The following is a 13,077-nucleotide window of genomic DNA, read 5'->3' on the forward strand; positions in this document are numbered from 1 at the left end:
CGGAAGCAAGCTTCCGTCAAGTCCGCTCGACTTGCATGTATTAGGCACGCCGCCAGCGTTCGTCCTGAGCCAGGATCAAACTCTCCAAAAAGATGTTTGACTTGCTCATGTTTTAAAAATAAGAATTAACTTACTGGCATGTTTTTGTTCAGTTTTCAAAGATCAATTTCTTAGCTTCGCCTCAATGGCGACTCTATTAATTTAACACATCCACTTTCTTTTGTCAAAGTTTTTTTGAAAAACTTTTTGGAAGTGTTTTTCAGCTTCGCTAACTTGTTTCCTTAGCGACTCTTAATACTATATCAGGTGTTATCAAAACCGTCAACTCTTTTTTGAAAAGAAAATTCAACCTTCCGTTATGTCTCATCATTCTCTCGCTTCCAAACTAACAAGGATGCTAAGCAGCAGAGAGGTTTCTCCTCTTATTCACTCAATCTGCTTACCTTGATCTTGCGGCCTGTTTATTGAAGGGAAATTTTCTTGTTAGCTTTTATCGTTTAACGAAGCGAAAAAAAGAGGCTGCCCTGCATAGGGCAGCCTCTCTAATAAGCCTAAACTAAGAAAACGAAATACAGCACAAAGATAATAAACAATAGATACATGATCGGGTGGATTTCCTTCCCTCTCCCTTTTGTGATCATTGTAATCGGATAGAAAATGAAGCCAATAGCAATTCCAGTTGCGATACTGTATGTCAGCGGCATCGCAATAATAGTTAAAAATGCCGGAACGGCTATTTCAAACCTTGACCAGTCAATTTGCCCAAGAGCTGACACCATCAACACACCGACAATGATTAAAGCGGGCGCGGTTACCGGTGCCGTAATTACCTCAAGCAGAGGAAAGAACAACAATGATAATAGAAAAAACCCAGCTGTAACAACAGAAGCAAAACCTGTCCGGGCACCAGCAGCCACCCCGGCAGAAGATTCAATATAAGAAGTGGTTGTCGACGTTCCAAGCAAAGCACCGATCACTGTGGCACATGAATCAGCAAAAAGCGCTTTTCCGGCACGAGGCAATTTATTCCCTTTCATTAAGCCCGCTTGATTGGCCACAGCTACAAGCGTTCCGGCTGTATCAAAGAAGTCTACAAATAAAAAGGTCAAGACAACGACCAGCATTTGAATCGTAAAAATCTCTGATGGAGATTGAAAAATTGTTTCTAACGCCACACCGAAAGTCGGTTCAATGCTTGGCACAGTTCCGATGACCTGCTTTGGCCATTCAATCAGTCCGGCCATCATCCCGACTGCTGCAGTAATAATCATTCCGATAAAAATACCGCCATTGACTCCTTTTGTCATTAACACCACTGTAATAATGATCCCGAAGATAGCAAGCAATGTATTGCCAGCGGTTAAATCGCCGAGCCCTACAAGCACAGCATCGTTATTAATAATAATTCCCGCGTTTTGAAATCCGATAAAAGTGATGAACAGTCCAATTCCCGCTCCTACAGCAAGCTTCAACTCCGTTGGGATGGAGTTAATAATTTTTTCACGCAAGCCTGATAGCGTGAGCAAAATAAAAAACAGTCCGGAAAATAAGACACCCGCCAATGCTGTTTGCCAGGGAACACCGTATGTTAAAACAACCGTATAGGCGAAAAAAGCATTTAACCCCACACCCGGCGCCAGAGCAACTGGATATTTTGCCAGCAGCCCCATGAGCAAAGAACCGATCGCCGCTGCAACCGCCGTTGCTACAAATACAGCCCCATAATCCATTCTCATAGCATCTGGCAAATCCGGCACATTCTTTAACGACAGCGTTACTGGATTCACAATAAGAATATAAGCCATGGACAAAAATGTTGTTAAGCCGCCGATAAATTCCCGGCGATAATTTGTTCCCAGCTCTTCAAACTGAAAAAACTTTTTCATGATAATCTCCCTTCTCTTCTCCCTCAGAATAAGTGCAAGCATCAGATTTCTTTCTTTATTCATTAAGCTTCACTGGAAATCCGCAAAATCATTCCTTTGCATAAATCCATAGATATCAGCATGCTTTGTTCTCAGAATTGCCGTTAAACGAAAAAACGCTTCGGACAAAAGCGTCCGAAGCGTGACTAGGATACGAAACGACAGAGAAATATCTATCTGTTTGCACCTCGTAGTCAAGCTATTTACGGCAGCTCGGTAGAAACTTTTGGGCCATATCCCCAAGATTATACGAAGAAAACATAAAGATTTAATTCTCTCTCATTTTATCGGTCTTCTTACCATCGGTCAAGAAGAACACGAACATTTATTGCGTTATTTTATTTTTTATTCGTCTTTACTCCCACTCGATTGTAGCAGGCGGCTTGCTTGTAACGTCATAAACTACACGGTTTACGTGCGGCACTTCATTAACAATACGTGTAGAAATTTTTTCAAGAACATCCCAAGGGATACGTGCCCAATCAGAAGTCATGCCGTCAATAGAAGTTACTGCCCGAATGCCAATCGTATAATCATACGTACGGGCATCCCCCATCACACCTACGCTGCGAATGTCCGGCAGCACAGTGAAGTATTGCCAAATCTCCCTTTCCAAACCATTGAGACGAACTTCTTCGCGCAGGATCGCATCAGATTCACGAACAATTTCCAGCTTTTCTTCGCTGATCTCTCCCAATACACGAATGCCAAGGCCTGGTCCTGGGAATGGCTGACGCCAAACGATATGATCAGGAATACCAAGCTCTGTGCCAAGAGCACGAACCTCATCTTTAAACAGGGTATTTAAAGGCTCGATTAACTTAAACTGCATATCTTCAGGGAGCCCGCCCACATTATGGTGGGATTTGATCGTTTGAGCTGTAGCTGTGCCGCTCTCAATAATGTCAGTATACAGCGTTCCTTGAGCTAAGAAATCAATGCCTTCGAGCTTAGTTGCTTCATCATCGAACACATAAATAAATTCATTGCCGATAATTTTACGTTTTTGTTCAGGGTCAGATACACCCTTTAATTTGTTCAAGAAGCGATCCTTGGCATCTACCTTGATAACATTCATATTAAACCCTTGAGCAAAGGTTTCCATCACACTGTCCGCTTCACCTTTGCGCAGCAGCCCATGATCCACAAAAATACATGTCAGCTGATTGCCAATCGCCTTGTGAATCAGTACAGCCACGACAGAAGAGTCCACTCCGCCGCTTAAAGCGCACAGCACTTTTTTGTCACCGACTACTTGGCGGATTTTTTCCATTTCAACTTCAATAAAGTTTTCCATCGACCAGTCGCCTTTGCAGCCGCATACCTCAAACACAAAGTTTTTCAGTAATTCAAGGCCATAGACGGAGTGTTTTACTTCCGGATGGAATTGTACCGCGTAAAGCTTCTTTTCTTCGTTGCTCATAGAAGCGATCGGACAAGAAGGATTAACAGCGTCAACAGAAAAACCTTCAGGAGCAGCTGTGACTAAATCGCCATGACTCATCCAAACGACTTGCTCAGCCGGCAGTCCTTTAAAGAGAGCCGTTTCGTTTTTCACTTGAATAGCGGCCTTTCCGTACTCACGGTGTGAAGCAGGCTCGACTTTCCCGCCAAAATGCTTCGTCATCAGCTGCATGCCGTAGCAAATGCCGAAAATAGGAATATTTAATTCAAAGATCTTTTCATCACAATGAAAGGCCGTTTCCGAATAAACGCTATTTGGTCCGCCGGAAAAAATGATGCCTTTCGGATTCATTTCTTTTACTTCTTCTGCAGTAATTGTATGCGGATGAAGTTCACTGTACACGCCAAACTCCCGGATACGGCGGGTAATTAATTGATTGTACTGACTGCCAAAGTCTAAAACTAGAATCATTTCCTGGTTATGTAATTCCGGTTTTCCTGTCACTCTTTCCACTCCTCTGTTGTGCAATAAGATACTGCTCGATGTACATAAAATAAAAACTAGAATCCTTTCAGCGCTGAAAGCAGAATTCTAGTTGTTTACAAAAAGAATCTGCCCTCATAGTCCAATCATTTACGGTGATTTAGTAGAAACTTTCGAACCATATTATCGAAAATATATGAAGGAGACATGGATTATTCGAGCTAATTTGAACTCATTTTATATCTATCGACCACAGCGGTCAAGCTGTTCTGCTGTTAATTAAATATTCAGTAAAAAACCATTTCGATGTGTAACCGTTTTTTTGCTGTCCTTCCAATTTTGCCTGTCTTGGATAGCTTTTCATAGAAGCATTTCTCCCGAATGTCTACATCTTGATGATGCGTCCATCATTAGGATGCCCGCAATTCCATTTCTAAGCACAAAATGCATAAATGATCATAAAAAGCCAGGAACCTTTGCCGCTATGTATACAACGGCAAAGGAGGAACCTGGCTTTTTATGCATTCGTTAATTGACTTTGACTGGTACATTATTCAGCAGGCTGATCGTGGTTTCACGGATCAGACCCGGCAAAACGCCAAAGGAGTAAGGCTTATACACCCTTTCCGTCCACTTATGGCCGTCTTTCCCATATACGCCCATATTGATAGAAGGAATATTTAAACGGCGGATTTCTTCAACTGGCAGCGTATAAAGATTGCCCACGTTCGGCAAGTTGTTCAACAAGCTTTGCAGCTCCTCATTCGTTTCATGGATGGACAAGTAGCTGCCATCCGCCAGATAAGGGAAGAACTTTTTCACTTCAAATGTTTCGCCGCTTTCTTGCTGTGCTTGTTCAAGCACCTGCTTCATCGTTGTTAAAATCGCCTGCTCTGCCAGATTATCCTCCCGAAGGAAGTTATGAGGCAAATATGGAGGAGCAAAGAATAACACGACACGCGGTTTTTTAATTGGGTCCATTTCATTCAGCACTTCAACAATTTTAAAGGCAATCATCCGGACATCAAGCATTTTGTGCTCTTCTGTCACCTTTGCGCATACCGCCTCTACATCAATTCCTCTGTTCTTTAAGTCTCTGCTGTATTCTTCAAGAGATACGACTTCAATATCCCAAGTCAAGTGTTTGCGAGGAAGACCTGAGCGGTGCAGGTACTGCTCATACTGGCTTGATAAATACTGTGTGATTTCCTGGCAAGCTTCAGCAGTAATCTGGCGCAGCTTTTGCATAACATCAGCCGCAGAATCACGGTAGAGGAAATAGTTAAAGTATAGATAACTGCTCGTTGCTGTTTGGACGTTGTAGGTGAATTTATTATCCCGCTGGAACAAACATGTCGGCGGCAGCACCATTTCATCTGGAATGTTTTCACATAGCTCCACGTTATTGTGAATTCTTCTTGTTAGTTCAGCTGCGATGAAATTCGGATCGACCCCTTGCAATGTGTCTCCGACGTGAGCTTCCCTTCCATAAATATAAAAGCTCGGAAGGATTTTGCCAGCGGCTCCTGTATAAATATATCTTGTTGTATCTCCATCATATTGCGGCGTAATGAAATCATTATTAATGGCTGCTACATATTCTAAGCCCCATTCATTTTTTAAGCGCTCCAATTCGAATACCGCACTTTTCACTCCAGCGTGCTGGCTTTCCTCATCCGGGTTAAACATGACGAGTAAATTGCCTGGCAGTTCGTCGCGATGCTCTGTGAAATAAAGAAGGTTAGCTAAATGAACCGCCGCGCCGCTTTGCATATCAACCGAACCGCGTCCGAACAACCAGTCACCAGACTGCGCATCCGCTTGAACATCCGCATCCTGCTCAAACCCTTTAAAGAAGCTTTGGAGATAATCGGGATCAAACGCATGAGGACGCAACGCACCAAAATCTTCAATCCCGACCGTATCAATATGAGCATGGTAAACAATCGTCTGTTTTGCATTGATACCGCCTTTGACAAATGCAAAAACATTTTTTCTGTTTAAAGCATCATTGATGGCCGTTTGCTCCCAAACAAGCGCTGGATTCTCTTGAAAATACGGGTAAGAACGCAAAATATCTAAAATAGCATCTGCTACCGCTACCTCGCCGCCCTCTGAAGCGTTAATGCTTGGGATGCCAACCAATGTTCTTGTTAATTTCTCTACTTGCTCCTGCACAGATAAATGTTTTAATTCATCATACATAACGATCAACCTTTCCATGATGTTTTCAAAGCCCGAATTCTTTTTAATCGTTACAAGACGGATCTTGTTATTTTCCTACACTATGTGTTTGTTCTTGTTCTTTGTTCTCTTTTTTAATATAGCGGTTAATATAATCTTTGGTAAGCTCTCTTACTTCTCCGTTCAAGAATAGTAAAGCGATCACGTTTGGCAAAACGATCATAGCAAGCATTAAATCAAGGAACTGCCAGATGAATTGCAATCCGCCAACCGCTCCGGCAATAATAGCCGCTAAATACACAAATCGCATAATTTTGGAAAATTTCAGGCCGAATAAATACTCCGCCTGTTTCTCTCCGTAAAACACAATCACAACAACCGTTGATAAAACAAAGAAGAATAAACAGATTGAAATCAGTGTTCCAGCTATTCCTGTACCTACGACATTCGATAAAGCGGTTACGACCATAGTGGATGCTTTGTCTGCCGTTACATCTTGCCAAGCTCCTGATGTGAGAACGACCAGAGCCGTCATCGTACAAACAACAAGCGTATCAACAATTACCTCGAAAATCCCCCACAATCCTTGCTTCGCCGGATGCTCTGTTTTAGCAGCCGCATGAGCGATTGGTGCTGTTCCCATCCCAGCCTCGTTCGAATAGATGCCGCGTGCCAGTCCCCAGCGAATCGCAGCTGCGACGCCGGCGCCGGCGAACCCTCCAGCAGCTGAAATCGGAGCGAATGCCGATTTGAAAATCAAGGCAAAAGCAGCAGGAATTTCAGTTACGTTAGCACCTAAAACAATGAGAGCGCTTACTAGATAAATACCCACCATTAATGGAATGAATTTTTCTGTGACAGAACCAATGCGCTGAATGCCGCCCAGCGTCACTAAAGCTACTAATACAAGAACAATGATCCCCGTCGCAAGCGGCGGAATATTAAATGAAGATTCCACTGTTTGGGAGAGAGAATTGGATTGAACCATCGTACTTGCCACAATTTCAATCATTAAGAAAAATGCGAAAAAGACAGCTACCGGTTTCCAGCCAAGACCCTTTTCAATATAATGCATCGGGCCGCCTACCCATTCTCCTTCTTCATTTTTTGTACGGTACTTAACACCAAGCACAACCTCAGAATACTTAGAAGCCATCCCGATCATCGCAACGACCCACATCCAGAAGATAGCTCCTGGTCCTCCTAGAGCGATGGCCACCGGAACCCCAACTATATTGGCAGCGCCTATCGTAGAGGCAAGCGCAGAGGTCGTCGCTTGGAAAGGCGTGACTGAACCTGGCGCATCATCTTTCACAAAAATTTTGCCAAATGTTTCTTTCATCACATGCGGCAAATAACGAAATTGGAAAAAGCCTAAACGGACCGTTAAAAAAAGACCGCCGCCTAACAACAGCAGCATCATGGGAGGTCCCCAAATCCAATTCGTTACTGAAGCCACTAATTCTTCAAAGTTCTTCATATCGTTCCCCCTCATTGTTCATCTTTGTGGAAATACTTTGTCTATTCCACCCATTCCTTAGAATTTCGTAAAAATTGCAGGAAAAAAAGAACAAACTTATAATTACACCTCCAATTATAGAATATTTTGCGCATAAAGAAAGCGCTTTTATTTTTTGCGCAAAATATACTTGCGGATAGAAACAAAAAAAGCATAATTATTTTACAGTAAATAACATAACGGCTGCCCAGTAAAAAAGGACCTCCCCCTTCTCTGAAAGCGGACGACATAAAAAGGCATCAGGGGAAATAAATTTCCCTGATGCCTTTTCCAGCCCTGCTTTATTTCCAAAAGTCATCAAAAATGCTAATTGGCAAGTGCCGTTTGTGACGCGAATTTAAATATAATTGTTCAATGCGCTCGTTTGCAGCTTCCGGCACTTCTTTTCCCTCAAGATAGTCATCAATATATTCATAAGACACCCCAAGAGCCGCTTCATCAGGAAGCATGGGCCGGTCCTCTTCCAAATCAGCCGTAGGCACTTTTGTATATAAATGCTCGGGACAATCGAGAGCTTTCAGCATTTGACGGCCTTGCCGCTTATTTAAGCGGTAAAGCGGAACCAGGTCGGAGCCTCCGTCTCCGTACTTTGTGAAAAAGCCGGTGATTGCTTCCGCTGCATGATCCGTTCCCAGAACCACGCAATTTTTCATCGCGGCAATGCTGTATTGAGCTTTCATTCGTTCCCGCGCTTTTTCATTTCCTTTAGCAAAATCGGAAAGTGTGATGCCCGCTGCCTTTAATGCTTGTTCGCTTGCATCTACGGCCGCCTTGATATTCACAGTAAGCGTTTCGTCAGGCTGGATAAAATCGAGAGCATCCTGGCAATCCTCTTCGTCCTTTTGCACGCCATTTGGAAGTCGGACCGCATAGAACTTGTAGTCTTCTGATCCAGTTTCAGCCTTCAGCTCATCGGCCGCCAGCTGTGCCAGCTTCCCGGCAAGAGTAGAGTCTTGGCCTCCGGATATCCCGAGAACAAATCCTTTAAGAAAAGAATGTTTTTTTACGTAGTCTTTCATGAAATCAATGCTCTTTCTGATTTCTTCCTGCGGGTCAATCACTGGCTTTGCTTTCAGTTCCTCAATGATCTGCTGCTGTAAATCTGTCATTCATTATTCTCCTCCTCAAGCTGTCGCTGCTTTAATCTTTTCTCTGTTTGCTCTTTTACTTTCTGAATAAGCTCCATTTTATTATTCCAGCATTTTTCGCTTAAGTCGACTGGATAGGCCTCCGGATTCAAAATTCGTTTATACTCATCCCACAACAGCCCAAGGCTGCTCTTTAAATATTCACGGATAGCTGTTAATGACGGCAATTCATACACAAATTCACCTGCAACGAAAATGTCTTCATGCAGATCACGCGCTTCAAAATTTGTGACAAACTTGGAGATATACGTATGGACGGGATGAAACATTTTAATTTTCTCCTGTTCCTCCGGTTTTTCGTCGTCCAACACAATATAGTCGCCTTCAGACTTGCCGCTTGCCCGGCTGATAATCCGGTAGACGCGCTTCTTGCCGGGCGTAGACACCTTTTCGGGATTACCGGAAATTTTAATCGTATCCTCAAGTTCGCCCCGTTCATTTTCAATGGAGACCAGCTTGTAAACCGCGCCTAAAGCCGGCTGATCGAAGGCTGTGATCACTTTGGTGCCTATGCCCCATGTATCGATCTTGGCCCCTTGCGCCTTTAAGTTTAAAATGGTGTATTCATCAAGATCATTGGAGGCAACGATTTTTGCCTCATGGAAGCCCGCCTCATCAAGCTGCTTTCTCGCTTCCTTAGACAAATAAGCAAGGTCGCCGCTGTCAAGGCGAATCCCCATAAAACGAATTTGACTGCCCATTTCCTTAGCAACTTGGATGGCATTTGGAACACCTGATTTTAAGGTATCGTACGTATCCACCAGGAAAACACAATTCTTGTGCGACTCCGCATACTTGCGGAACGCTGTATATTCATCCCGATACGCTTGAACCATCGCATGAGCATGTGTGCCTGCTGGCGGAATGCCAAACAGCTTCCCGGCACGAACATTGCTCGTAGCGTCAAAACCGGCAATGTAAGCGGCGCGCGTGCCCCAGATCGCAGCGTCCATTTCCTGGGCCCGCCTTGTCCCAAATTCCATGACTGTATCTTCTCCGCACACCGTCTTGATGCGGGCGGCTTTTGTGGCAATTAACGTTTGAAAATTAATGATATTAAGCAGGGCTGTTTCAATTAATTGTGCTTCAATAAGCGGCGCTTCTACCCGAATGAGGGGTTCGTTGGCAAAGACAAGCTCTCCCTCTCTCATCGAACGAAGGCTTCCTGTAAATTCTAACTTCCCCAAATATTGCAGAAAGGCCTCGTCATACTCACCGATACTGCGCAAATAGCTAATATCACTCTCTGTAAATTGGAGGTTCCTTAGATAATGGACAGCTCTTTCCAGCCCTGCAAATACGGCATAGCCATTTTCAAAGGGCATTTTTCGAAAAAACAGATCAAACAAAGCCTTCCTTTCATGGATGCCATCTTTCCAATACGTATAGGCCATATTAATTTGATACAAGTCTGTATGCAACGATAGACTGTCATCTGTAAATAAACGCGTCACCTTCATCGCCCCTTTATCGGTTATGTTACCACGATTCCCGCTTCTTCAATCTTTATACAGCTGTTTTTACCCTTTCATTTGTCAGTTGTCCCAAACATTGGTATTCTTTTAAGCAGTGGTTTATACTTTTTTATTCAGCTTTACCTGAACAGGTCTCTCCCAAGAAAAAGTGGGTATAAGACTAGTAGAAAAAGTAAAGGGAGAAGAAATCAATATGAATGAAAAGCTATTGATATGCTGGAATAGCCCGGATGAAAGCCTTTCAGACGAACTCTATATTGAACAGCTAAAACAATCGTTTAAAGATAAAAAAATAAAACAATTAATTAAGCAGGCCAAAGCTCTTTATAAAATCGATAGACCTGAACTGCAGCCGCCAGCCTATTCGTTTTCTGTTATCCATGCCGATGTCCCGATGGACAAAGATTCCGATTTCCAGCCGGTTGAAACAGAAGGCTTTGTTATTTACGAAGGGAAGGGCAACGATTACAAAGAATTCCTGATTGCCGTCAATACGGTGTTGTCTCTTATCCACCCATCTTCGGAAAAGTGTATTTTCATTATTAAAATTGCGGCAGAGCTTAAATACCTGAATAGGGAAGTAGGCACAAGATTTATTAATGACCTGGCGGAAGAAGTCTTTTTATATTCAAGAAAGAAAAAATAAAACGATTCCGGTCTCACCGGAATCGTTTTATTTTTAATGAGAAGATATCCGGCTTTATTTTCAAACCAGCTGCTGATCGTTCTCAAGAGGTCAATTATTTAATTTCTGCCGCCTTATTTTCGTTATCTTGGCGGTGCGTATAGTCATAGTCTGACGGATCGACCGGTGTAAAGCCCTGCGGCGTATAGAAGCGCAGCAAGTCTTCGTTCAGCACTTTGTCTGACAGACGGAGCTTTTTCCCAACGATTTCTGCTTGCTTCTTCAGCTCTTCTGTTTCTTCTATTTCTTCGCCGGTTTCTGTGCTGTAATACTTATCATTGATAGCTGTTACGTCCTTGCTGATAAAATCTCCATTGCGGAACGGCACGACTTCGTTATGCTGCGGCGACAATAAATCCGTCCCCATCTGCACATACGGCTTCGTATCAATTCCTAATAAATGAAGAACCGTTGGCAACAAGTCTATTTGTCCGCCGTATTGGTGCTGCACCCCGCCTTTGACGCCAGGCACATGAATAAACAGCGGCACCCGCTGAAGCTGGGCATTTTCAAACTTGCCTACTTCCTTGCCTGTTACCACAGACATGGCTTTGTTGTGATTATCGGAAATGCCGTAATGGTCTCCGTACATAATAATCACTGAGTTGTCATACAGCCCCGATTTCTTCAGGTAAGCAACAAACTCCTCCACCGCTTCATCCAAATATCTGGCGGTTTGGAAATAACCATCTACTGATTTATCGCCCGTATGATGAGGTTCAATCGTTGCTTCCTCTTGGCTCATCGGGAAGGGAAAATGGTTCGACAGTGTAATAAACTTCGCATAAAACGGCTGCTTGACTGTTTCAAGCAATGAGGTTGATTCTTTAAAGAACGGCTTGTCCTTCAACCCGTAGTTCAAGACGTCTTTTTCATTCATATCGTAGTAGCTGGAATCAAAAAATTGATTGAAGCCTAATGACTTGTAAATTTCATCGCGGTTCCAGAAGGATTTTTTGTTGCCGTGAAATACAGCGGACGTATATCCTTGCTGCCCTAAAATAGCTGGTGCCGCCTGATAGGTGTTATGTCCCTTCATTGAAAAAGCGGAGCCTTGCGGCAAGCCGAACAAGGAGTTTTCCAGCATAAATTCAGCATCTGATGTTTTCCCCTGGCCGGTTTGATGGAAAAAGTTATCAAAATAAAAGGTATTCTGATCATGCGCCAATGAATTCAAAAACGGCGTTACTTCTTCTCCATTCAGCTTGTAATCAATAATGAAGTTTTGCAGCGATTCCAGATGAATATAAATGACATTTTTCCCTTTCGCTTTCCCGAAATACTCCGGGTTCGGCTGAGCATAAAGCGAATTAGTGAAGTTGACCACTTCCGTGATGTCGCTGCTGTCTGCCAGCGCTCTCTGCGTAGAAGCTTTTGAGCTTTGGACAGCATCATAAATGGTGTAATTGTACATTCCTAAATACTTCACCAAGTAGTTGCGGTCAAATGTTCTCGTTAACAGCTGCGGACGGTCTGTTTCTGCCAGTCCCAAGTTGACAGCAAAGAGAATAATAGCTGTTAAGAAAACCGCTCCTACTTGACGCCCTTTTAATTTGATCGGCTCCGGCTTCACATACTTAGAAAGCAGCAGCCCGATTAAAAGGACCGTATCAAGAAAATAAATGAAATCATATGGATGCAGCAAAGCACCAATGCTTTTTCCTAAATCACCTGCATTATCCGTTTGGGTAAGCGTCGGCAATGTAATGAAATCGGTAAAAAAGCGATAATACACGATATTCGCATATAGCAAGAAAGATAATAGAAAATCAATAATAATCATCCATATAAACGATCTTCTTCCCTTGGCAAAAAGAGCGAAGGCGAGGAAAAGGACTGCAGAGCTGATCGGGTTAATAAACAGCAAAAATTTCTGCATGACGTTATCGATGCCAAGATCAAATTCTATTTGATAAGCTGCGTATGTTTTAAGCCAAAGGAGAACGACAGCCAATGAAAAGAACCCCATCGGCTTGCTAAGAGAAAACAATTCCTTATTCATTGCTTTCTTCACTTTCTTTTCACCCCTGTTCTATCTAAATACTATTAAGATGGAAATCTGCTATTCGTCAAAACTTTGATTCCCGAAATAAAAATGAACATAATACATAATAGGGAGCGTGGGAAAAAAAGTCAACTATAATATGCTTAAAAACGAAATCACCTTCTTTTTCCGCAACTGGCATAGCAAGGCCCACTGCTAACATGAACAGCGGCCTCTCCTGCCTCTTCAATTTATTCATCCGATTTAAA

At 43.0% G+C, this 13,077-nt stretch carries 8 protein-coding genes, 1 rRNA gene and 2 riboswitches; of the genes, 1 reads left to right on the plus strand and 8 read right to left on the minus strand.

All coding sequences use genetic code 11. The features are described from left to right. The 7 genes from B1A98_RS16345 to B1A98_RS16375 all read right to left on the minus strand — a co-directional run. A 16S ribosomal RNA gene (locus B1A98_RS16345) occupies positions 1–91 on the minus strand; the annotation flags it as partial. A 460-nt stretch (positions 92–551) separates the two neighbouring features. Then, on the minus strand, positions 552–1,886 hold the full coding sequence (locus B1A98_RS16350; RefSeq protein ID WP_063384083.1) for an NCS2 family permease: 1,335 nt from the start codon (positions 1,884–1,886) through the stop codon (positions 552–554). Between the two features lie 210 nt (positions 1,887–2,096). After that, a riboswitch (purine riboswitch) is annotated at positions 2,097–2,198 on the minus strand. A gap of 82 nt (positions 2,199–2,280) precedes the next feature. Next, positions 2,281–3,834, minus strand: coding sequence for a glutamine-hydrolyzing GMP synthase (gene guaA / locus B1A98_RS16355; RefSeq protein ID WP_063384084.1), 1,554 nt, complete (start codon positions 3,832–3,834; stop codon positions 2,281–2,283). A gap of 97 nt (positions 3,835–3,931) precedes the next feature. Further along, positions 3,932–4,033, minus strand: a riboswitch (purine riboswitch). Between the two features lie 308 nt (positions 4,034–4,341). Next, positions 4,342–6,018 carry a M20/M25/M40 family metallo-hydrolase gene (locus B1A98_RS16360; protein WP_063384085.1) on the minus strand — a complete coding sequence of 559 codons (1,677 nt, stop codon included), beginning with the start codon at positions 6,016–6,018 and terminating at the stop codon, positions 4,342–4,344. 67 nt (positions 6,019–6,085) lie between these two features. Continuing rightward, positions 6,086–7,477, minus strand: a complete 1,392-nt coding sequence (locus tag B1A98_RS16365; protein ID WP_041101318.1) for an alanine/glycine:cation symporter family protein — start codon at positions 7,475–7,477, stop codon at positions 6,086–6,088. A 320-nt stretch (positions 7,478–7,797) separates the two neighbouring features. Beyond that, complete coding sequence (nadE, locus tag B1A98_RS16370) at positions 7,798–8,625, minus strand: ammonia-dependent NAD(+) synthetase (RefSeq protein WP_063384086.1); 828 nt, start codon at positions 8,623–8,625, stop codon at positions 7,798–7,800. Beyond that, positions 8,622–10,058 carry a nicotinate phosphoribosyltransferase gene (locus B1A98_RS16375; protein ID WP_370511076.1) on the minus strand — a complete coding sequence of 479 codons (1,437 nt, stop codon included), beginning with the start codon at positions 10,056–10,058 and terminating at the stop codon, positions 8,622–8,624. The genes nadE and B1A98_RS16375 overlap by 4 nt, the downstream gene beginning before the upstream one ends. A 274-nt stretch (positions 10,059–10,332) precedes the next feature. Here B1A98_RS16375 and B1A98_RS16380 point away from each other — a divergent pair, with 274 nt between their 5' ends. Then, positions 10,333–10,785, plus strand: coding sequence for a hypothetical protein (locus tag B1A98_RS16380; RefSeq protein WP_063384088.1), 453 nt, complete (start codon positions 10,333–10,335; stop codon positions 10,783–10,785). Positions 10,786–10,879: 94 nt separating this feature from the next. On the opposite strand, the gene ltaS is transcribed toward B1A98_RS16380, so the two are convergent. Next, positions 10,880–12,838: a lipoteichoic acid synthase gene (gene ltaS / locus B1A98_RS16385; RefSeq protein WP_063384089.1), complete on the minus strand. Its 1,959-nt coding sequence runs from the start codon at positions 12,836–12,838 to the stop codon at positions 10,880–10,882. Positions 12,839–13,077 lie beyond the last annotated feature (239 nt).

It is taken from the genome of Pseudobacillus badius, assembly GCF_002189605.1.
GTDB lineage: Bacteria > Bacillota > Bacilli > Bacillales > Domibacillaceae > Pseudobacillus > Pseudobacillus badius.

Excerpts from the sequence above, each read along its gene's own strand:
- B1A98_RS16350 (WP_063384083.1), bottom strand. The coding sequence starts at position 1,886 with ATGAAAAAGTTTTTTCAGTTTGAAGAGCTGGGAACAAATTATCGCCGG.
- B1A98_RS16360 (WP_063384085.1), bottom strand. The coding sequence starts at position 6,018 with ATGTATGATGAATTAAAACATTTATCTGTGCAGGAGCAAGTAGAGAAA.
- B1A98_RS16365 (WP_041101318.1), bottom strand. The coding sequence starts at position 7,477 with ATGAAGAACTTTGAAGAATTAGTGGCTTCAGTAACGAATTGGATTTGG.
- nadE (WP_063384086.1), bottom strand. The coding sequence starts at position 8,625 with ATGACAGATTTACAGCAGCAGATCATTGAGGAACTGAAAGCAAAGCCA.
- B1A98_RS16375 (WP_370511076.1), bottom strand. The coding sequence starts at position 10,058 with ATGGCCTATACGTATTGGAAAGATGGCATCCATGAAAGGAAGGCTTTG.
- B1A98_RS16380 (WP_063384088.1), top strand. The coding sequence starts at position 10,333 with ATGAATGAAAAGCTATTGATATGCTGGAATAGCCCGGATGAAAGCCTT.